Source organism: Luteibacter sp. GL_149 (genome assembly GCF_057834065.1).
In genome coordinates, this window is the sequence record NZ_CM174395.1 from 3,895,154 (window position 1) to 3,915,430 (window position 20,277).

At 63.5% G+C, this 20,277-nt stretch carries 14 protein-coding genes; 6 read left to right on the top strand and 8 right to left on the bottom strand.

Annotation, left to right across the window (positions count from 1 at the left end; all coding sequences use genetic code 11):
• Position 1: 1 nt before the first annotated feature.
• The 3 genes from AC3IR3_RS17250 to AC3IR3_RS17260 all read right to left on the bottom strand — a co-directional run bounded on the left by AC3IR3_RS17250 (position 2) and on the right by AC3IR3_RS17260 (position 6,025).
• Positions 2 to 907 (bottom strand): glycine betaine ABC transporter substrate-binding protein, encoded by a 906-nt coding sequence (locus tag AC3IR3_RS17250; RefSeq protein ID WP_489193926.1) that lies wholly within the window; start codon positions 905 to 907, stop codon positions 2 to 4.
• Between the two features lie 190 nt (positions 908 to 1,097).
• Positions 1,098 to 3,680 carry a glycoside hydrolase family 31 protein gene (locus tag AC3IR3_RS17255; protein ID WP_489193928.1) on the bottom strand — a complete coding sequence of 861 codons (2,583 nt, stop codon included), beginning with the start codon at positions 3,678 to 3,680 and terminating at the stop codon, positions 1,098 to 1,100.
• 146 nt (positions 3,681 to 3,826) lie between these two features.
• Positions 3,827 to 6,025: a hybrid sensor histidine kinase/response regulator gene (locus AC3IR3_RS17260; protein ID WP_489193929.1), complete on the bottom strand. Its 2,199-nt coding sequence runs from the start codon at positions 6,023 to 6,025 to the stop codon at positions 3,827 to 3,829.
• Between the two features lie 191 nt (positions 6,026 to 6,216).
• Here AC3IR3_RS17260 and AC3IR3_RS17265 point away from each other — a divergent pair, with 191 nt between their 5' ends.
• From AC3IR3_RS17265 to AC3IR3_RS17280, 4 genes are read left to right on the top strand one after another with little or no spacing between them, the layout of a single operon-like run.
• Positions 6,217 to 6,588, top strand: a complete 372-nt coding sequence (locus tag AC3IR3_RS17265) for a hypothetical protein (RefSeq protein WP_489193930.1) — start codon at positions 6,217 to 6,219, stop codon at positions 6,586 to 6,588.
• Positions 6,589 to 6,647: 59 nt separating this feature from the next.
• Complete coding sequence (locus tag AC3IR3_RS17270) at positions 6,648 to 7,889, top strand: TolC family protein (RefSeq protein ID WP_489193932.1); 1,242 nt, start codon at positions 6,648 to 6,650, stop codon at positions 7,887 to 7,889.
• Positions 7,886 to 8,974 (top strand): efflux RND transporter periplasmic adaptor subunit, encoded by a 1,089-nt coding sequence (locus AC3IR3_RS17275; RefSeq protein WP_489193934.1) that lies wholly within the window; start codon positions 7,886 to 7,888, stop codon positions 8,972 to 8,974. Before AC3IR3_RS17270 ends, AC3IR3_RS17275 begins: the two co-directional genes overlap by 4 nt.
• Positions 8,974 to 12,066, top strand: a complete 3,093-nt coding sequence (locus tag AC3IR3_RS17280; RefSeq protein WP_489193936.1) for an efflux RND transporter permease subunit — start codon at positions 8,974 to 8,976, stop codon at positions 12,064 to 12,066. Before AC3IR3_RS17275 ends, AC3IR3_RS17280 begins: the two co-directional genes overlap by 1 nt.
• A 288-nt stretch (positions 12,067 to 12,354) precedes the next feature.
• Here the strand turns inward: AC3IR3_RS17280 and AC3IR3_RS17285 are convergent, their stop codons facing one another.
• Positions 12,355 to 12,744, bottom strand: a complete 390-nt coding sequence (locus tag AC3IR3_RS17285) for an ArsR/SmtB family transcription factor (protein WP_489193938.1) — start codon at positions 12,742 to 12,744, stop codon at positions 12,355 to 12,357.
• 102 nt (positions 12,745 to 12,846) lie between these two features.
• On the opposite strand from AC3IR3_RS17285, the gene AC3IR3_RS17290 reads away from it, so the two are divergent.
• On the top strand, positions 12,847 to 13,593 hold the full coding sequence (locus tag AC3IR3_RS17290; RefSeq protein WP_489193940.1) for a glucose 1-dehydrogenase: 747 nt from the start codon (positions 12,847 to 12,849) through the stop codon (positions 13,591 to 13,593).
• A gap of 57 nt (positions 13,594 to 13,650) precedes the next feature.
• Here the strand turns inward: AC3IR3_RS17290 and AC3IR3_RS17295 are convergent, their stop codons facing one another.
• Both AC3IR3_RS17295 and AC3IR3_RS17300 read right to left on the bottom strand, forming a co-directional pair.
• Positions 13,651 to 14,856: an FAD-dependent oxidoreductase gene (locus AC3IR3_RS17295; RefSeq protein WP_489193942.1), complete on the bottom strand. Its 1,206-nt coding sequence runs from the start codon at positions 14,854 to 14,856 to the stop codon at positions 13,651 to 13,653.
• A 140-nt stretch (positions 14,857 to 14,996) separates the two neighbouring features.
• Complete coding sequence (locus AC3IR3_RS17300; protein WP_489193944.1) at positions 14,997 to 16,532, bottom strand: MFS transporter; 1,536 nt, start codon at positions 16,530 to 16,532, stop codon at positions 14,997 to 14,999.
• Between the two features lie 108 nt (positions 16,533 to 16,640).
• Between AC3IR3_RS17300 and AC3IR3_RS17305 the strand changes: the two genes are divergently transcribed.
• Positions 16,641 to 17,510 carry a LysR family transcriptional regulator gene (locus AC3IR3_RS17305; RefSeq protein ID WP_489193946.1) on the top strand — a complete coding sequence of 290 codons (870 nt, stop codon included), beginning with the start codon at positions 16,641 to 16,643 and terminating at the stop codon, positions 17,508 to 17,510.
• 53 nt (positions 17,511 to 17,563) lie between these two features.
• On the opposite strand, the gene AC3IR3_RS17310 is transcribed toward AC3IR3_RS17305, so the two are convergent.
• Together AC3IR3_RS17310 and AC3IR3_RS17315 are read right to left on the bottom strand one after the other, a co-directional pair.
• Positions 17,564 to 18,082, bottom strand: coding sequence for a dihydrofolate reductase family protein (locus tag AC3IR3_RS17310; RefSeq protein WP_489193948.1), 519 nt, complete (start codon positions 18,080 to 18,082; stop codon positions 17,564 to 17,566).
• A 159-nt stretch (positions 18,083 to 18,241) separates the two neighbouring features.
• On the bottom strand, positions 18,242 to 20,161 hold the full coding sequence (locus tag AC3IR3_RS17315) for a YadA-like family protein (RefSeq protein ID WP_489193950.1): 1,920 nt from the start codon (positions 20,159 to 20,161) through the stop codon (positions 18,242 to 18,244).
• Positions 20,162 to 20,277 lie beyond the last annotated feature (116 nt).

Here is a 20,277-nt window from a genome sequence, read left to right on the forward strand (position 1 = left end):
GTCAGTCCGAAAGATGCCGGGAGCGAAGATAGTCCGCGGCAACGCGCGCCGCATCCTCTCCGTCGATCTGCGTACGCGCGTTCAGGCGACGCAAGGTGTCCACCGTCAATGGCGCGAATGCCGCCGCGAGCGCGGCCCGCATTCGCGGATACCGGGCCAGCACGTCGGCCCGCACCACCGGCGCGGGCTGGTAAACAGGTTCCACACGACGCGTGTCTTCAAGCACGACAAGACCCGTGACCGCCAGCGCACCGTCGGTCATGTACACCATGCTCGCATTCACTCCCGATGTACCCTCGGCGGCGGCCTTGATGGTGGCCGACGTGTCGCCGCCCGCCAGCACCAGCAACTGCGAGCCACGCAGCCGGAAACCATACGCCTGCTGAAACGCGGGCAATGCCGCGTCGCTTTCGACGAATTCGGCGGAACCGGCCAATAGCACATAGCCACCGGCATTCACCCAGTGGGCGAAGTCGTCCAGCGTCGCCAGATGCGCCGGGACAGCCACATCGCGACGTATACCGATGGCCCAGTGATTGTCGGCGGGCGCGGGATCGAGCCAGACCAGCCGGTTCGCCTTCTCGTCGAGCGAGGCTGCGAGGGCGTGCGCCTGTTTTGAATCGCGGAAAGCGGGATCGCCTTCGCGGTGGAAGAAGAAAGCCGCGTTGCCGGTGTATTCGGGATAGATATCCAGATCGCCGTGTAGCAAAGCGCGTCGCACGATCGACGTGGGGCCCAGCTGCGTGCGGTCTTCGACGGGAATGCCTTCGTGGCGCAATACCTGCAGCACGATCTGCCCGAGCAGCGCTCCTTCGTTGTCGGCTTTGGAGCCGACGCGCACGGCGGTCTGGGCCTGGGCGATGCCGAAGGCCGGGAACAGGGCAAGTAACAACACCCACCGCAACATGTTAGAAATCCTCACCGTCGTCCCTGCGCAGGCAGGGACCCAGGGCGACCATGCCCGGTCAACACGAAGTGCGCACGTTCCCTTTTCAAGAGCGTGAACAGGCCATGTCGCCAAAACCCATCGCACCGCACTGGGTTCCTGCCTGCGCAGGAACGACGGCTGGGCGTCGAGGGAATCGTAATCTCCTTGCTTACCACCCCAACCGCTCCACAAACCCACGCTTCAACTCATCGTCGATCGGCGTTGCCGCCACACTGTCCGGCAACGCCGCGAACCGCCGCTCGAACTCTCGCACCGCCTCGGCAAAGCGCGCGGCGCGACTCGCGTCATCTCCTTCGTCGACCGTATAGGCAAGCACGCGCGCCGCCTGTCCCGCCAGATCGATGTCGTCGGGGAGTGCCGAAATATCGTTCCATACCTGCTTCAGATACCCCACCGCATCCCGCGCGCGCCGCATCCGGTGCAGTAAGCCAGGAGGCTTCGCATACACGGGATCGAACCGTGCGACGATGTCATGCGCCTCGTCGACGGATGCCGGTTCCAGCTCCACGCGTATGCACAGCCACATCGTATCGAACAGCCAGGTGCCCGGCGCCGGCGTCGCGCAATACGGCAGTTCGCGGCCGTTGACCTCGACAGCCTCGGGTACGTCGGAGTCGAGCAGTTCCACGGTATATGCGCGCGTCGCCGGCTTGCCCCGATACGAACCCTCCATCGCATCGATATGCACGCGATGCGTCTTTGTTCCGTGCCTGCTTCGTACCTTTGTCCGCGCATATTCGCCGCGCTGGTATCCCTGCGTCGCGCCATCGTCGTCGTATAGCGACGCATCGCCTTCCGCTCCCGGAAACACCTGCAGCGTAAGCGTGGAAGGAACCGTCGAAAGATGCCGCAATCCCTCCGGATAGAGCGGAATCACGCTGCCCGGCCGTACGAAAATCGGAATTTCGTGGAGCCCGTAACTGCGCTCGAACACCTGGCCGCCCTCGAACGATTCCGCGCCGCCACGGCTGTACCAGAGGCCCGGCGGCAGCCAGACCGGAAACGGCGCCGCGCCATCCTTCATCGGCACGGTAACGGGCGCCACCAGCAAGTCGTCTCCGAACATGTATTGCCCGGGGACGTTGTAAGCCATGTCGTGTTCGGGCCAGTCGTAGTACATCGGTCGGACGATCGATACGCCGGTGTCGTAGGCCTCGCGCGACGCGCCATAGATATATGGCGCCAGGCGATAGCGCAAACGGATCGCGTCGAAAATGGCGTCGCCATACGGCGGACCGAAATGCCAGGGCTCCTTGTGCAGACTGGCTTCCTTCGCCGAATGCGTACGGAACACGGGACTGAATACGCCGTACTGCATCCAGCGCGCATAGAGTTCCGGGTCGAGGTGCCGATCCTCGCGCGGGATGCTCTTATCGAAGGTATGGCCACCGATATCGTGGCTCCAGTAGCCATACAGCACGTTGGACGCCATGGCGGTGAAGTGCGGCTGATACGCCAGCGATGTCCACGTGATCACGCTGTCGCCCGAGAAACCGATCGGATAGCGATGATTGCCCAGCCCGCCCCAGCGATGATAAATCAGGCCGCGTGCGTCGTCGTGGCGCTGCATTTCGGTAAAGAACACATGGTTAAGCCACCACGTGTTGCTAAGGCCGGGCATCGCTTTCGAATCGGCCCACTGCTGCCAGTCGAGCCACCAGAAATCCACGCCCTGCCTTTCGAGCGGATGCAGGATCGTGTCGAACAACGCGCGCATATACGGCCGGGATGTGCCCTCGTAGGGAATCGGTGCCTTCGTCGACGTATTCCACGACAACTGCCGGGCCATCGCCTCGTACTTTTCCTCATGCGGCATCACACCGGAAGCCGGATGCAGGTTGAGGGTAACGTGGAGCTTCTCGCCATGCACCCAGCGCATGAAGGCCATCGGATCGGGAAAAAGGCTGCGGTTGAACGTATAGCCGGTCCAGCCCGATTTTTCGCCGAAGACATCGGTGTGCTCGTGCCCTTCGCGCAACGAAAGTCCCGGCGTCGTATGCCAGTCCATGTCCAGCACCAGCACGTCCAGCGGGATACGTTCCTTGTCGAAACGCGCGACGAGAATGCGCAGTTCCTCGTCGGAATAGTTCCAGTAACGCGACCACCAGTAACCGAACACGAAGCGCGGCGGCATGGGCTGCGGACCGGAAATGGCGGCGAAGTCCGCAATCGCCGTACGGAACGCGCGGCCGTAACCGAAGAAATAGAAGTCCTGGTCGCCCTCGCCCTTGCGCGGCAACACCCAGCCGTCGTCGTCGATACGGAAGCTCGCCGAATCGTCGATCACATGCCAGCCGTCGCGGGCGAGCAGACCGTCCTCCAGAGGCAGCCTGCTGCCATCCTGCCAGGTATCGCCGTCGTAGCGATCCAGCGTGCGATATGTGCCGCCAAGGTTCTCCCGCTGAACCGTCCCCGGCACCCAGGTCGTCCTGCGGTCGTCATCGATCACGTCAATGGCCAGGTTGGCGGCATCGAAGGGACCCTCGCCCTTCGTATAACGCAGCACCAGCGAGCCCGTGTCGATCGTCAACGTCCGCTCGTCCTCGTCCAGGCGAAACGGTGGCACCGGCAGCGCCCGATACACGGCGAACTGCGTCCGCTCGTCGTCGAACACGCCGATAGCATTCCATTCCAGACGGATAACCCGCGGCGTCAGCACCGTGAAGCGAACATTCCCGCGTACGACTGTCGCGCCTTCGTGCGCGATGGCGCAGTCCCGTGGGCTTGGCATGGGCGCCCCCTGGTAACGATAGAGTGATCGATTATGACCGCGAAAAAATGGGGAAACAGTGAAATCGCGCAAACCTCCTGTCCACGCCCCATGTCGCAACGATACCCCAACGGGGAAGGGTTACGATGCCGCCCGCAAGCGGGCTCCTACGCACCAACAGGCGGGAGCTGCGCGTCGGCCCGGATCGCCTCATTCAAACGCAGACGCTGTTCGTCGACGAAGCGGTGCGCCGAACGCAGCAGGCTGTCGAGTTCGAAGATCGCACCGGCCATGCCGGTGCCGGCGTCGATCAGCACACCCAGGTCGTCGCAGACACGGGTCGCACCGGGCACCCCCAGGTTACCGACGACATTCTTCAGCGAATGCAGTGCTTCGGACGCATCCGGATATTCGCCGCGCGTCAGTGCATCGCGCAGAGACTTGCCATGCGTGCGCATCGCATCGTCGCAAAGGTCCACGAACTGGCGAAGCTCCCGTGGCGAGACCAGTTCGCGCATGTCCTCCAGGGGGACGGCATCGCCCCGCCTGCCCACCGGCGGATCGATTGCTGGCTGCCATGTCCGCGAGAAACGTTCGAGACGACGTTCCTCGGCAATGGATTCGAGTACGTCGAGCAGACGCGCCGTCGGAATCGGCTTGGTCAGATAAGCGCGGGCACCGCCTTTGAATGCCATGCGGATCGCATCCTGGCTGGAGTCGGCACTGAGCATCACGATGGGCGGCATGCGGCTGGCACTAGCCGCATGCTCGATGCGCCGAATCACGTCCCAGCCCGAGCCGCCGGGCATATGCAAATCCATGAAGACCACATCGAAGCTATGCGCCGCAATGCATTCGACCGCCTGGTTCCCGTTCGTACTGAACGTGGCGATGTGCCCCGCACGATGAAGGATGCGGCCGATGATTTCGCAATTGGAGGCATTGTCGTCCACTACCAGGCACTCGAGTGCCGGCACGCGCGCGCGATGCTCGTCGAGACGATCGGCCACGGACAATTCCGAGGACGCTTTCGTACCGACCGGCGCCCGCACCAGCGGAAAACGCCACGAGAAAATGCTGCCACCGCCGGGCCGGTCGGCAACGTCGAGCGCGCCGTTCATCTGATCGGACACGCTGCGCACGATATAAAGCCCGAGGCCGACGCCGTCGTTGGTTCTTGCCGCTCCCCCGCTGACCTGATGGAAGGGGCGGAAGATACGCGCCTTGTCCTCGTCGGCGATGCCGACACCCGTATCGGCAACGGTGCACAGAATTGAGTCGCCCATGCTCGCCGACGACGCGGACAGGGTGACGACCACTTCGACGCGACCGCCCGCCGGCGTGAATTTCACCGCATTGGATACCAGGTTACTCAGCACCTGCTCGATGCGACCCGGATCGCCCTTGAACACGCCGCTCGCGACCGGTGCGCAAACCAGCGAAAGGGAAATGTTCTTTTCCACGGCATGGGAACGACAGACGTCGCGCACCGTGGCCAGCACCTCGTCGAAAGTAAACGACTGGTGCCGCAACGTCAGACGGCCTCCGTTGAACGACGCGACGTCGAGTACCGCATTGACCCGATGGAGTAGCGCGTTCGCGTTCGAGGCCAGCAACGCCACCAGCCGGCGCTGGTCGTCGGCCATCGCGCCGGTATCGATCAGCGCCGCGGAATGGATGACGGTATTGAGCGGCGTGCGCATCTCGTGGCTCATCATCGAAATGAACCGGTGCTGGGCCTCGCGCGATGCGATGGCTTCCACCGATACCACACGCAACGCATCCATCATGCGGAAGATCGTGATAGGCAGGATGATGACCAGCGCCAGCGCATACAGCGCGTAAGCCGGCCGGCTGATCCAGTAACCGGCCGGAGCGCTCACGCCCAGGATGATCAGGGATGCCCCGATGCTGGCGATGAAGGGGCGTCGCCCGTACCGGGCCCCCACGGCCACCGACAGGAACGGCAGCACGGCGCTCAGCGTAATGACCAGCATGAAGCCGGCCTTCAGCAGCGCGCCGGTCATGACGAAGTTGGCGATAACGCCCACGGCGTCCACCCGGGTGCTGTCGCGCAGCCAGGCCGCACGGATGCAGAGCATCCAGACGACGCTCAGCACGAACAGCGCCATGGCAAGGGGGAATGCCGAGCGCGCGTCGGCCCTCATGGGCAACTGGCTGCCGTTGAGCCAGTAGGCCGTCCAGATCGTGGTCAGGCCGAGCAGCACCGCGCGCATCACGGACACGTGGTGTTCGCGGAACGAGGCAACGATGCGGTCGATACGCGGATGCCGGAGGCGCGTCGCCACATCCACGAGCAGGGCGGATTCCGCCACCTCGCCCGCGCTTCCCCGATCGATCCCCATCCCAACTGCCCCTGTGCTCTTTCAGGGGGCCAGTCTAGAGCGAACTGGCTCCGCGGCCGATACCCTCCTAGGCACGTAAACGTTTACAACTGCATTAGTACCCTTGTAGAAGCCCGGAAGCGGGCTCCTACAAGGCCAGGCGAGCGTTCGGCCCGAAACATGCATTGCCGTGACCGGCTGGTTCACCTAGCATGTCGCGGATGCATCGCCCCTCGCCCTCCCTGCTCCAGTACCTGCGCCGCCATCGCGGCCTCATGGTGTTGGCGCTGATGGTGTTCTTCGTCCGGCTTGCCGCCGCGACGGTGTGCATCGAGGACGGTCCGGGCGGGCGTACGGGTTTCGATGGCGGCGTGACCGTCAGCGCACCCAGCGACCTGCCGGCTGGCGACTGCCTGCTGGGCGAACAGGGTGGCTGTCACTGTGCCTGCGCCCACGCCTCGCCCATGCCCGCGACCGCTATCGCCAGACTGACGCCCATCGACACCAGCTTCGTCGAAACGGTCTCGCATCCCGACACACGGCAGCGCGCCACCGGCTCGCTCTTTCGCCCTCCCATCGCCTGACGACAACCGCCATTGCGACGCCATCGCGTCGCTCGTGACTGTCTTCAGGAGAAATACCCATGTACGCCAAACGTACGGTGCCCATCGGCGCCGTCTGTCTGCTGTTCGCCGCCCTGGCGAACGCGACGCCCCCCGCCGCCCCGGCGGAACTGCGCGACGCGGTGCGTCGCGTCTGGGCCGCCAGCCCGGAACTCGATGTCGCCCGCGCCAGCCGTGACGCCGCTCGTGCGCGCGCCGACGCCGCCGCGCAACCGCTGTACAACCCCACCCTGTCGCTAGATGCCGAAAACGCCGACGTCAACCGGCGCACGGCGGGACTGAGTCTTGCCCTGGATGTATCCGGCAAACGCGCCGCGCGAATGCGCGTGGGCCAGGCCGCGTTCGCCAGCAGCGACCTGTCCTACGCGCTGACCCAGCGGGATCTCGCCACCCGCTGGCTCAGCGCATGGACCACGACCGCGCTCGCGTCCCGGCGAAGCGAGATGGGCCGGCATCGCGTCGACCTGATGCGCCGGTTCGACGCGCTGGCGATCAAGCGCCTGGCGGTCGGCGACATCGCCAGTCCCGAGCGCGACCTGGCCGGCCTCGCGCTCGGCGAAGCCGAAATCCAGCAGGCCACGCTTACCGCGGACGAAGCCGCGGCACAGGCCTCGCTCAGCGCCATCGCCGCCACTAGCAACATCCCGGCGATTCCCGCCGCACTGCCCCCAGCTTCCGACAGCGTGATGGACACAGCCATCGACGCGCTACCGGAATCCCTTCTCGCACGCGGCCGCGAAGCCGAAGCCGACGCGGCGGTCGACGTCGCCCGGCGCGCGCGCATTCCCGATCCGACCATCGGGTTCACGGGCGGGCGCGTACGAGCCGGCGCGATCAACGATCGCGTCATCGGACTCAGCCTCTCGATCCCCTTGCCGGTACTGAACACTGGTCGCGCCGATGTCGACGCCAGTCGCGCGGATAGCGCGGCCGCGTCGGCGAACACACGTGCCAGCGCCATGCAGCTGGGCGCACGGCAACGGGAAACGCGGGCACGCTACGCCGCGCTGCGCACGGCGGCCGAAGCCTTCCGGCGCGGTCGCGCCGGCGCTTACGACGAGCGTGCCGCGCTGCTCGAAAAACTCTGGAGCGCCGGCGAAATCGGCACCTCCGACTATCTCGTCCAGCTGAAACAGAGCCTCGACACCGCGCTGGCGGGCATCGAGCTCGAAAGCCGTCTGTGGCAAGCCTGGTTCGACTATCTCGCGGCCGCCGGCCGTCTCAACGAATGGATCGACGGATCCGGCAAGGACACTCCATGAAAACCTCGAACCCACGTCTTCTGGTCGCGGCGATGGCCCTCGCCATCGCGACGTCGCTGCAAGCCACCGAACCGGCATCGTCGCCACTTGCGATGGACAAGGCCGCAATCGCCGCCGCCGGCATCGTCGTCGACAAAGCCGGCACACGCACGCTCAGCGAACGGCTCGCCGCGCCGGGCGAAGTGCGCGCCGACGCCTATTCCACCGTACTCGTATCGCCGCGTATCGACTCGCATGTCGTCGCGCGCAACGTTCGCCTCGGCGACATCGTGAAAGCCGGACAGCCGCTCGTTACGCTTTCAAGCGTTGAGGTCGCCCAGACGCAAGGCGCGCTTATCGTCGCCGATGCCGACTGGCGTCGCGTCGCCGCGCTGGGCGAACAAGCGGTATCGGCACGACGCTATAACGAAGCGCGCGTCGCGCGGGATCAGGCCGTTGCCAGACTGCGTGCTTATGGCCTGTCCGAAGCCCAGGTCACGCAGGTTATCCGCGGCGGCTCCGCCCGTGCGGACGGCAGCTACGCCCTGCTCTCTCCAGTCGGCGGCCGGGTTACCACCGACGACTTCCTCGTGGGCGAACGCGTCGCCGCTGGCCGCACGCTATTCACCGTCGTGCAGGAAACCCACATCTGGGTCGAAGCCCGCATGCCTCCCGCCGATGCCGCGCGCGTCACCACGGATGCCGCTGCCGACGTCGTCGCGCACGGCGTGACCTTGCCCGCCGTCGTCCTCCGGCGTGGGCACCAGACCGACGAGCGCACGCGAACGGTGGCTGTCCGCCTCCAGGTCGACAACCGCGACGATCAGCTGCATCCCGGCGAACTGGTCGACGTGCGCATCGATGCGGGCGACGCCAGGCCAAGTCTGGCCGTTCCCGCGGAATCCATCGTGCTCCTGCGCAACCAGCCAACCGTCTTCGTCGTTCGCAGCGAAGGCCGTTTCGAACCCGTGCCGGTCACCACCGGCGAAACGCGCGACGGCTGGACGGTCGTCACGCAGGGCATCGCGGCCGGCGATGCTTATGTGCGCAAGGGTGCATTCGCGCTCAAGGCACGCCTGCTCCGCTCCGAGCTGGGAGACGACTGATGCTTACCCGGATCGTTGAAATCTCCCTGCGTTACCGGTTCCTCGTGCTGATCGGCTTCGCGGTCGTCGCACTCTTTGGCTACCGTGCCGTACGCAACCTGCCCATCGACGCCTTTCCGGATGTCACGCCGGTACAGGTGAACGTCTATACGGAAGCGTCGGGCCTCGCGGCCGAAGATGTGGAACGCCTGCTCACCACGCCGGTGGAATCGGCCCTGGCTGGATTGCCGAACGTGCAGGAGGTGCGCTCGGTCAGCCTGTTCGGGCTGTCCTATGTCTCGGTGTATTTCGAGGACAGCATGGACGTCTGGTTCGCGCGCCAGCTGGTCAACGAACGGCTGCAACAGGCGGGCGATCGTCTGCCCGCGGGTTACGGCAAACCCGAGCTGGGACCGAATACATCCGGTCTCGGGCAGGTGTTCTGGTACACCGTGGAACGCGCAACACCCGACGCCACCGCGCCGGACGATATGGAACTGCGCTCGCTGCAGGACTGGAATCTTCGCGTCCTGCTCCGCACCGTTCCGGGTGTCGACGATGTCGCGTCATGGGGTGGGCGCGAGAAGCAGTACCAGGTGCGCGTCGACCCGACGAAACTGATCGCGCACGGACTCGGCTTTCGCGACCTGATTACAGCGCTGGAAACGAATAACGCGCAGGCGGGCGGCAACGCTATCGATGTCGGTCGCGAGCAATATCTCGTACGTGGGCAGGCGTTGCTGCGCGATGCCAAGGATATCGGCAACGTCGTACTGAAGTCCGAGGACGGAACGCCCGTACGCATACGCGACGTCGCTGTCGTGGTCGAGGGAGGCGCGCCGCGTACCGGTGCGGTCACGCGCGACGGCAAGGAAGTGGTGCTCGGACAGGCGCTGGCACGCATCGGCGAAAACGCGGGAAGCGTGGTCGAAGCGGTACGCACGAAGCTCGACGCGATCAGCCGGACGTTACCGCCCGGCGTCGTGGTCAAGCCGGTTTACCAGCGCACCGATCTCGTCGATGCCGCCGTCGGTACGGCGGTACGCGCGCTGGTGGAAGGATCGCTGCTGGTCGCCGTCCTGCTGTTCCTGTTCCTGGGCGAACTGCGCAGTGCACTGGTGGTGGTCGTTACCCTGCCACTGGCGATGCTGATCGCCTTCATCGGCATGGAGCAGGCGGGATTGTCCGCGAACCTGATGTCGCTGGCGGGTCTGGCTATCGGTATCGGCATGATGGTCGACGGTGCGGTAGTCATGGTGGAAAACACGTTCCGCATCATGGCCGAACGCCACGCCGCCGGCCTGCCGGACAATCGCCCCGCGGCGGTACTGGAAGCCGCGCGCGAGGTCGCGGGACCGATCTCGTTCGCCATCGCCATCATCATCGTCGTTTTCCTTCCGCTGTTCAGTCTCGAAGGACTGGAAGGCAAGATGTTCCGGCCCATGGCATTCAACATCGCCTTCGCCATGGCCGGTTCGCTGGTGCTGGCGCTGACGCTGGTACCGGTGCTTTCGACCCTGTTGCTGCGGGCAAAGGCCGAGAATGAACTGCGCTGGGTCGCGTTTCTCAAACGTCGTTACGAACGCTTGCTGCTCTGGGCGTTGTCGCATCGGCGCGCCGTGATCGTCGGCGCCGTCGCCGCACTGGTCGGCAGTCTCGCGCTCTTCCCTTTCCTAGGCCGGGAGTTCATGCCGAATCTGAAAGAAGGCGCCCTGATGTGGCGGGTCACGTCGATCCCCTCGGCATCGCTCGACGAATCGATCGCGGTATCGCGCACCGTGTCGGAAACCATCGCACGCGATTTCCCTGAAGTGGAAACGACGCTGGCCATGATCGGTCGCGCCGAGAAAGGCGAAACGGCGGACGTGAACTATATGGAGGTGTATACCCCACTGAAACCGAAGAGCGAATGGCGTCGCGGACAGACGCTGGAAACCCTCGAACGCGATATGCAGGCAGCGCTCGGCGCCGCGTTGCCCACCGCCGTGGTGGGCTATACGCAGCCCATCCAGATGCGTATCGAGGAATTGATTTCCGGTGTACGCGCCACGCTTGCCCTGAAACTTTATGGCGACGACCTGGGTCAGCTCGACCGCTTCGGCGAACGCATCAAGAATGTGCTTGCCAACGTTCCGGGCGTCGCCGATCTGGCCATCGAAGCCAACGTCGGCAAGCCGCAGCTACGGATCGACGTCGACCGTGCCGCGCTCGCCCGTTACGGGCTCAGCGCCGAGGACGTACTCACGGTGGTTCGCAACGGTATCGGCGGCGAAGGCGTCACCGTGCTTCTGGACGGCGTGAAGCGCTTCGATATCGCCGTGCGTCTCGATGCCAGCGAAACGGCATCGCTGACCGCGATTGGCCGCATTCCCCTGCGTACGCCGGCAGGAGCCATCGTACAACTTAACCAACTGGCGACCATCGACGCAGCGGAAGGTTATTCGTTCATCCGCCGCGAGCAGTTGCAACGTTATGCCGTTATCCAGATGGACGTGCGTGGACGCGACATCGATAGTTTCGTTCGCGATGCCAGTGCGGCTATCGAACGCGAAGTAGAACTTCCGACCGGGTACTACACGGAATGGGGTGGTGCGTTCGCCAATCAGCAACGCGCGATGAAGCGACTCGCGATCATCGTTCCAGCGACGATCTTCTTCATCTTCGTGTTGCTGTATACGGCGTTCAATTCGCTGCGACGCGCCGTGTTGATCCTGGCCAACGTTCCTTTCGCCACCATCGGCGGCATCGTCGCGCTCGCGGTTACAGGTCAGTATCTGTCGGTACCGTCGGCGATTGGTTTTATCGCTGTTTTCGGTGTGGCGATGCTCAACGGCATCGTGCTGGTCAGCTTCCTCGACAGGCAACGTCTGTCCGGTCTCGATCTGCGCGAATCGGTTGTACAGGGTGCTGTGCTGCGCATGCGTCCGGTGTTGATGACCGCGACTGTCGCGATTCTTGGGCTGGTCCCGATGCTGTTTTCCAGCGGTGTTGGTGCAGAAACGCAAAGACCGCTTGCAACTGTCGTGGTTGGTGGACTGGTGACATCGACGCTGTTGACGTTGCTGTTGTTGCCTGTCGTTTACGAGTGGATGGAGGCGCGCGTGCAGCGGTGAGGCAAAGGAGCCCGGCGGCACCCACTGCCGCCGGGCTCCTTCCGATTGGTGGAGAAACATCGATGAGAGTAACGCCTCAAGCGCATCGCAGGTCTTGTGTAGGAGCGCTCTCAAGCGCGATGTCCTCGACGTCACAGGAAGTGCCGAACCGACGTTGTCGCGAACACCCATTGCACCGCACTGGGTCCCTGCCTGCGCAGGGACGACGGTGAGAGGTAAACAACGGTGAGGGATTTGATGGTTTCCAGCCATAGCTGGATTGAAATACCACGCGTAGCGAAACCGCTCTCAGCCAGCCACGCTCTTTCGCGCAGCCGGCTTCCGCTTAGCCACACGGGCACGTTCCATGGACTGGACCTTGTGCGCGTTCAATATGCCGGCAAGCAATCCCGGGAAGCGCTGCTCGATTTCCGGGCAGCGGCTGGTATTGCGCATTTCCACGCCGTGCCGCTCGCTACGGATCAATCCGGCTTCCCGAAGTGCACGGAAATGCTGTGAAAGCGTGGACTTGGGGATCGGACGGTCGAAGACCTGCTGCAAGTTGGAGCAATTGAAGGCGCAATCCGAGCCCCCTAGCGCCAATGCCACGTAGATCGCGGCACGCACGGGATCGGACAGCGCATGGAGGATGCCCTCCACGGTGATGTCTTCGATCGACGGGTGAACCAGGGGTCTCATGACATTTACTTTACCAGCCCTTGACTCTTAGTTCCATAGTTCATATGTTGCGAACTATAGTAGTGCCGAACTTAGCAACAAATCACCCCACCAGGACACGTCATGAGCAAGCTCACAGGTAAAGTCGCCCTCGTCACCGGTGCCTCCAAAGGCATCGGCGCCGCCATCGCCAAGGCTCTGGCCGCCGAAGGCGCGTCGGTCGTCGTCAATTACGCGTCCAGCAAGGCCGGTGCCGACACCGTCGTCGCCGAGATCGCCGCCGCTGGCGGCAAGGCCGTCGCGGCACACGGCGACGTTTCTAAAGCTGCCGATGCCAAGGCCATCGTCGCCGCGGCGATCGAGAACTTCGGCAAGCTGGACATTCTCGTCAACAACTCGGGTGTCTACGAGTTCGGCGCCATCGACGACATCACCGAAGAACACTTCCACCGGCAGTTCAATATCAATGTCCTCGGACTGTTGCTGACGACCCAGGCCGCCGCCAAGCACCTTGGCGAAGGCTCCAGCGTCATCAATATCGGTTCGGTCGTTTCTCGTATCACGCCGCCGGGAAGCTCGGTGTACTCGGGTACCAAGGGTGCCGTGGACGCCATCACCGGCGTGCTGTCGCGTGAACTGGGTCCGCGCAAGATTCGCGTCAACGCACTGAATCCGGGCATGATCGAAACGGAGGGTGCGATTTCTGCAGGCTTCATCGGCTCCGAGTTCCAGACCCAGATCGTCGGGCAAACACCCTTGGGCCGTATCGGCCAGCCGAACGACATCGCATCGATTGCCGTGTTCCTGGCCTCGGACGATTCGGCCTGGCTGACCGGCGAGCAGTTGCTGGCGGGCGGCGGCTACCGCTAAGCGAAGTCAGCTGACCATCGAGGCGCATTCCGGCATCCGGGATGCGCCTCTTTGCCGTCAGGTGCGGCGCATGTTCGCGCATAGCTCTGCCAGCTCTCTGACCGCTGCCTCGGATGCGGCGCGATCGGGTGTGGTATCGCTGTTATTGAAGTTGCCTGCGTCGCCCAGGACCTGGACGAGCAAGCCATCGCTGCGCGGCACCATGCTCAGGTGCCGGGTGTTCAGCCCGTAGGCGACTTCGGGCTGCGGGATCAGTCGCGCGGTCTGGCCGCGAACGGGAATGAGCGAGTCGTCGTCGAACAGCGCCCTCGCGCCGTAGCCCGTGGCGTTGATCAATGTGCGTTCGGGCAATTTCAGCAGATCGTCGGGATGCGCGAATTCGCGCACCTCGATCTTGCCGCCAGCCGCCAGGAAATCGGACATCAGCATGCGAGCGTAGGTGCTGATGTTGAACATCAAGGTCGTGTAGCGACGCACGTAAGGCTGCGGAAACGGATGACTGCCGGGAGGCAGCTCGACGGAACGTGGCGTGAGATCGCGCACGCTGTCGTTGAATTCGCCGTACTCGGGTTCGTCGGAAACCGGGGCATGGGGTTGACCGAATGGCGTATCGGACAACGAATAGCCTTCGATCCATTCGATGGGCTTACCCGGCAAGCCCAGCATGCTCTGGTACATGACGTACGAAGTGCGCGTCATTTCTTCCCAGCGCGCGGCCAGCGCCGGCGCATGTCCGGCATCGCATATGCGCGAGTCGGGTGTCCATAGTCCGGATGCCCGCATCGAATATACATTCGGCGGCAAGTCCTTCGCATAAATACGTACCGACAGTCCGGCTCGCTGCGCCAGCAACGCCGAGGTAAGACCCAGCGCGCCACAACCGATCACACCGATGTCGCGTACGCCGGTGCTCTGCGCCATTCGCAGCGCCAGCGTGCTCGAACCCCATGACAGCGACCAGCCACTGCCACCATGTCCGTAGTTGTGCACGATGGTCTTGCGACCCAGTCGCTCCATCTCGATGCGCGGGCCGGCCGCGCGGAATGGCCGTGTGCAGACATACACGCCGGTGATCCGGTCGACCTTCGCTTTGATCTGCGCCAGCTCCGCCACTTCCGGTAACAGACGCGCGGCTGGTGGCACGACAGTCGGTGGCGTACTAGCGGATGTCACGGAGGGCTGCTGTGCACAGGCAGCGAGGCCGGCCGTCGAAGCCACCGCAAGCGTTGTGCCAGCCTGGCGCAGGAATTGGCGTCGTTGCACGATACGCTCCCCGGAAAGTGATCGGTCATTTCTTATCCGATAGCACTTCTGAAATCAAATATCGAAGCCCAGTACCCCCTTCTGCAGGAGCGCTCTCGAGCGCCCCAACAGGAAGCAGGCGAAAACGTGGGTGCTTTGCCTCAGACCGGATCCGTCGCGCAGATGCCTTTCGTCCGCGACCGCTCTTCGGCCGGGCCGAACGTAATGAAACTCGCCAGAGCCAGTATCCAGGCGCCAATGCCTCCGTAAAGCATCACCCAGCCGAATCCATGCACCAGCGCGGCATGCGCGATCGCGCCGGAAATGTCGGCAGCAGACCCCGGCAACGCGCCGGCGGCAATCTTCGCGGCGGCGATGCGTAACTGCGATGCATCGACTGCGCCCTGCGTGGCACGCTCCAGATAGAAAAGAATGCCTTCAAGCAGGAGGAATCCCATCAGCGCAATATTTATGGCCAGCGTGATCAGTCGCGCGCTCAGGTCGATGCCCGATGCCATGCCTGCACGAGCGCTAGGCACCGAGCCAGTCGTCGTGTTCGTAACCGGCGTATTGGTCATGCCAAGACCGATGCCCGCCAGCAGACATCCGGGGAGCATGGTCAGCCAGCTGGCGTGCTCGACGCCGCTGCCAAGCTTCATCAGTACGAATCCCAGTCCGATGGCGAAAAGGCCGGCGGGAATGACGATGCGTGCCTGGTATCGAAGGGAAAGGCGCTCCGCGAAGGGCGGGATCACCAGGGTCGGCAACGTATACGCCAACAGCGACAGGCCCGATGCCACGACGTCGTAGCCCAGACCGCTCTGGAAATAGATCGGCAGATAGATCATCAGCGGCCAGAAGCTGAAGTTCATGCCGATGGAGCCATACAGGGCACCCGAAAACCGACGGATGCGGAACACGGAAAAATCGAACAGGGGATAGGCGCTGTGCTTTTCCGCATAAAGGAAAACGAGAAAGCTTATCGCCGCGACGACGATGCTCGCGATCGCCGTGGGACTCGTAAAACCCAGGTCGGGCCCTTGCGTGATGAAGTACGTAAGGCCGAACACCGCCAGCGACAACGTAACGATACCCGGCAGATCCAGTGCCTTCGCATGGGGATCGCGAGACTCGTCCACGCTGCCGGCAATCAGGACCATCGTGACGACCGCCAACGGTACCTGGATAAGGAACACCCACGTCCAGTTCGACAGCGCCACGATCGCACTGCCGATGATGGGCCCGAAGCCCAGGCCCACGCCGAAAATAATGCCCCATAGGGCAAAGGCTTTGCTACGCCGCGGACCTTCCTGGAACTGATGCGAAAGCGCGGCGATCTGGCAGATCACCATGAAGCCGCCACTCATACCCTGAAGAAAACGGCTGACGATCAGCACGGAGGCATCCCGCGCCAGGCCGCAAATCAGGGACGTGATACCGAATGAAATCACGCTGATAAGCAGGACGCGCTTGCGCCCGTAGCGATCGGCCAACGTGCCCGCCGCCATCAACACCGTGGTGCAGGCGATGGTGTAGGCATTCATGATCCACTGCACGCTGCTGAAACCGGCGTGCAACACCTTTTCGACATTGGGAAGTATGGCCGGCACACTGGAAATCTCCAGGCCGAACATCAGCGCCGCCAGGCAGATGGCCAGCAGCGCGACTGAATTTTTTCGTGAAGGGGAAAGAGGCACGACGCGTTCCCATGGGGAGGGTGGAGGGCGAGTGTGGACGCGGCGAACTCATGATGGAAATGATTTAATTTTGTGGCAGTCATTAGCGATCTTCATTAGTCTCTGACCATGGACCTCGATCCAACCCTGCTCCGCGCCTTTGTTGCCGTGAAAGAAGCGGGTGGATTCACCCGTGCCGCCCAGCGCCTGCACCTGACCCAATCCGCGATAAGCCACCAGATCAGGCGGCTAGAGGAGCAAGTGGGGCGGCAGTTGCTATACCGCACCACGCGCGCACTGACCCTGACGGAAGACGGCGAGGACCTCCTCCAGTACGCCGAGAAAATCCTGCAGGCGCTCGACAGCATGGGCCAGCGTTTCCGGCCGTCGCCTATCTCGGGCGCCGTTCGCCTCGGCGTCATCGAAAACTTCATGGGCGACCGGTTGCCGACGCTGCTGTGTCAGTTCGGTCGCGCGTTTCCCTCCGTGCGACTCGATGTAAGCGTCGGAATGAATCTGGACCTGATCCCCATGATCAAGGCTGGCGAACTCGACCTTGCCGTCGTGATGTCCGCAGCCGTGGGTGGAGAAGGGACGCCGCTGAGACGAACGCAATTTGTATGGGTGGCGGCGGACTCGTTCGATTCGCCCCCCGGCGTATCGCTACCATTCGCCTTCTTCCCTGCGCCGTGCATCAACCGTCAGGTGGGACTCAGCGCTCTGGAAGGCACCCCCGTCGAATGGCATGTCGTCTTCACGTCGCCGAGTCAGCAAGGCATTCGCGCCGCCGTACTCGCGGGTCTTGCCATCTCGGTGCTGACCCGGGACGACCTGGAACCGGGCATGCGTGTCGTCGACGGATGCTATGGACTGCCATCGTTGCCGGATGTGGATTTCACCCTGATCTGGAGCACCGGGGGCAAAACGCCGGCCGCTATCGAGTTCGGTAAGCTGATCGTCGATATGTCGGGTGTACCTGCCGGACCCGCGCAGCGCTAGTCCGGTTTCGCGGCTTCCGTGCTTCGTCGGCCTTCGCACACAGGAGCGCGCACCTATAGCAGGTATTCGCTCTGGACAAGGCCGCTGGGATAGTGGCGTGTCGCGACATGCTGGAGGCGGATGTCCTCCGGCAATGCGCCAAAGAGCGGGATGCCGCTACCGATCAGTACGGGTACGCGCGTAATGATCATGCGGCGAATAAGCCCCGCGCGCAGGAATCCCTGGATCGTGACGCCGCCGTCGATGTACAAGTGGTGGGCACCGCTGGCGGCGAGCTGCGAAACGATGTCGACTGGCGTGCCCGCCATCTGTTCGACGACACCACCCACGACGGCTGAAAAGTCGATGGGTTGGTTACCGAGGACCACTACGCGCTTGTCGCCGTAAGGCCACGCGCCAAAGGTCAACACAATCTCGAAGGTCTTGCGTCCGATGACGATCGCATCGACGCTGGCGATGAATTCGTTATAGCCATGCGGCTCGCCACCACCTTCCGGCAGCCAGTCGAGCCCACCATCCGGCCGCGCAATGAAGCCGTCGACGCTGACGCCGATAAAGACAGATGCCGTCATCGCGGAATACTCGCTCGTTGCTGGCCGATTAATGCCTTTCGAGCCTACTCCTCGACAGACGCCGGAGCACGAGCCATCACATCTCCCATACATTCCTCGATGCGAAAAGCCCGGATGCTCTCGCATCCGGGCTTTTCGCGAACTTCATCTTTCCCGCTATCAGTCGCCCAGCACCACACCCACGCCCATGCGAAAGATCGGCGCATCGCCGGCTGCCGCGGAAACGCCCGCGTTCAGATTGATGCGACCATCGTCGCTCCAGCGGGACACACCCACGCCCAGCGCACTTTCTCCGCGATAGGAAGCCACGCCCGCATTCATCGTGACCTTACCGGGCAGATAAGGCATGTTGTTCACCAGAGCGGCCGAAGCGGCGATACCACGATTGGCCTGACGCTGAACGTCGCCGACCCGGCGCGACAAACCGTCGAACTGATCGCTGGCCCAGTCTTTCACGTCGCCAACGGCATCCTGCACCTGGCCCCAGTTCGCCGCGTCGGTACGCTGCGTGCCGGCAGCGACATTGGTGATCTGGCGTTCGTTGCCTTCGCTGCCCACCGACACCGAATTCGGGCGATCCGCCACCGAGTTGTTTCCCAGTGCGACAGAGTTATCGCCCGTCGCTTGCGAGCCCGATCCGATGGCGCTGCTGTTGTTGCCGGAAGCGACGCTGCCGGCACCGATCGCCGAGCTGTTCGATCCGCTCGCCTGGGCACCCTCGCCCGCCGCTACGCTGCTGGAACCCGAAGCGACCGCGCCGTTTTCCGCATCGCCGCTGGACGCGAAGTGCGGACCCGCATTGCCGCCATTGCCCGGATCGACCGGTGGCGAGGTACCGTTCTCGACGTTGGACACGCGATCGCCCAGCTGATTCACCTGCTCCTGCATGTCCCAAAGCTGGCTGCCGTTGACGGCATCCATGCTGCCCGGGGCCACGGCGCCCGGCATGACATTGCTCAGGAGCGTGCCGCCCAGACCACCGAACGTGATCGCGCCGTGGTTCGATCCGGCATCGTATGCGACCGCATCCAGCGTGCTGCCATCGTCGCCGATCAGGCCCGCGCTTTTCAGCTGGCCCACGTTCACCGCATCGGTATCTTCCTTGCCTTCGGCTACGTTATGCACCGTGACCGGCCCATTGGCGCTACCGCCGCCCATCGTGACGCTGCCGTAGTTCGACGTGCCATCGGGGTTCAGGTCATAGGTGACCGCGGCTCGCGCGTTGCCGCCGCTGTCGATAAGGCCGCTGCTCTTCAGCTGCCCCACGTTCACCGCATCGGTAAGCTCGGTGCCAGCCGCGACGTTGATGATCTGACGCTGTGCCGAGGTACTGCCCACGGCAACCACATTGTTGCGATAACCGGTGGCGGAGTTGGAACCCAGCGCAACACTGTTCGCACCCATGACCAGCGACCCGTTACCGATGGCAATGGAGCCGGCGGTATACACCGTTGAATTCTCTCCGATGGCTACACCGTTGCCATACCAGACCCAGGAATTATTGCCGATGGCCACGCCACCGGCGGAAACAACGGTGTGCCCCAACAGAGCCACCGAGTTGGGCGATCTTGCCGCATGGCCATTGACAACAAAGGAGTTGGTCGATGCGACGTCGACGGCGACGGTCGTATTACCGTTATGCAAATAGTTGCCGCCAAAAGCGACGGAGTTCGCGCCATCGACGGTCAGGTCCGTTCCGACGCCCACGGCATTGTCAGCCGTGACGGTGGCACCGGTACCGATCGCGACGCGCGTGGGGCTATTACCGCTATCGCCATCGTTACCGCCGCCCGCCGCATAACGCGGACCGATCGAGGCGACATGCGAAGAGGCGGTCGATGTGTCGTCGGCACAATCGGTTTTCGTCTCGCCATCGTCAGTGCGGCACGAGGTTTCGACGTCTTCCGTTACATCCGCAGCGAAAGCCGGCGGCATCCCCGCGCCGGCACCGGCAAGAGCCAATGCCATAACAGCAGCCCTACCGGCGGACACTTTCCTCTTGCGACCCATGGTGAATTCCGACGCTACACCCCACTTGCCGGTAGCGGCATTCCAGACGACGCGATTAATGTGGTTCATGATGGCCTTTCAGTACCTGATCAGGCCGGGCTTCCGTCGAAGGTGCACTTTCCCGTGCGGCTGCTCTGGAAGCGCCGCGGGCGATGATGGGTTTCCTTACGTTTGTCTCCCGGCCA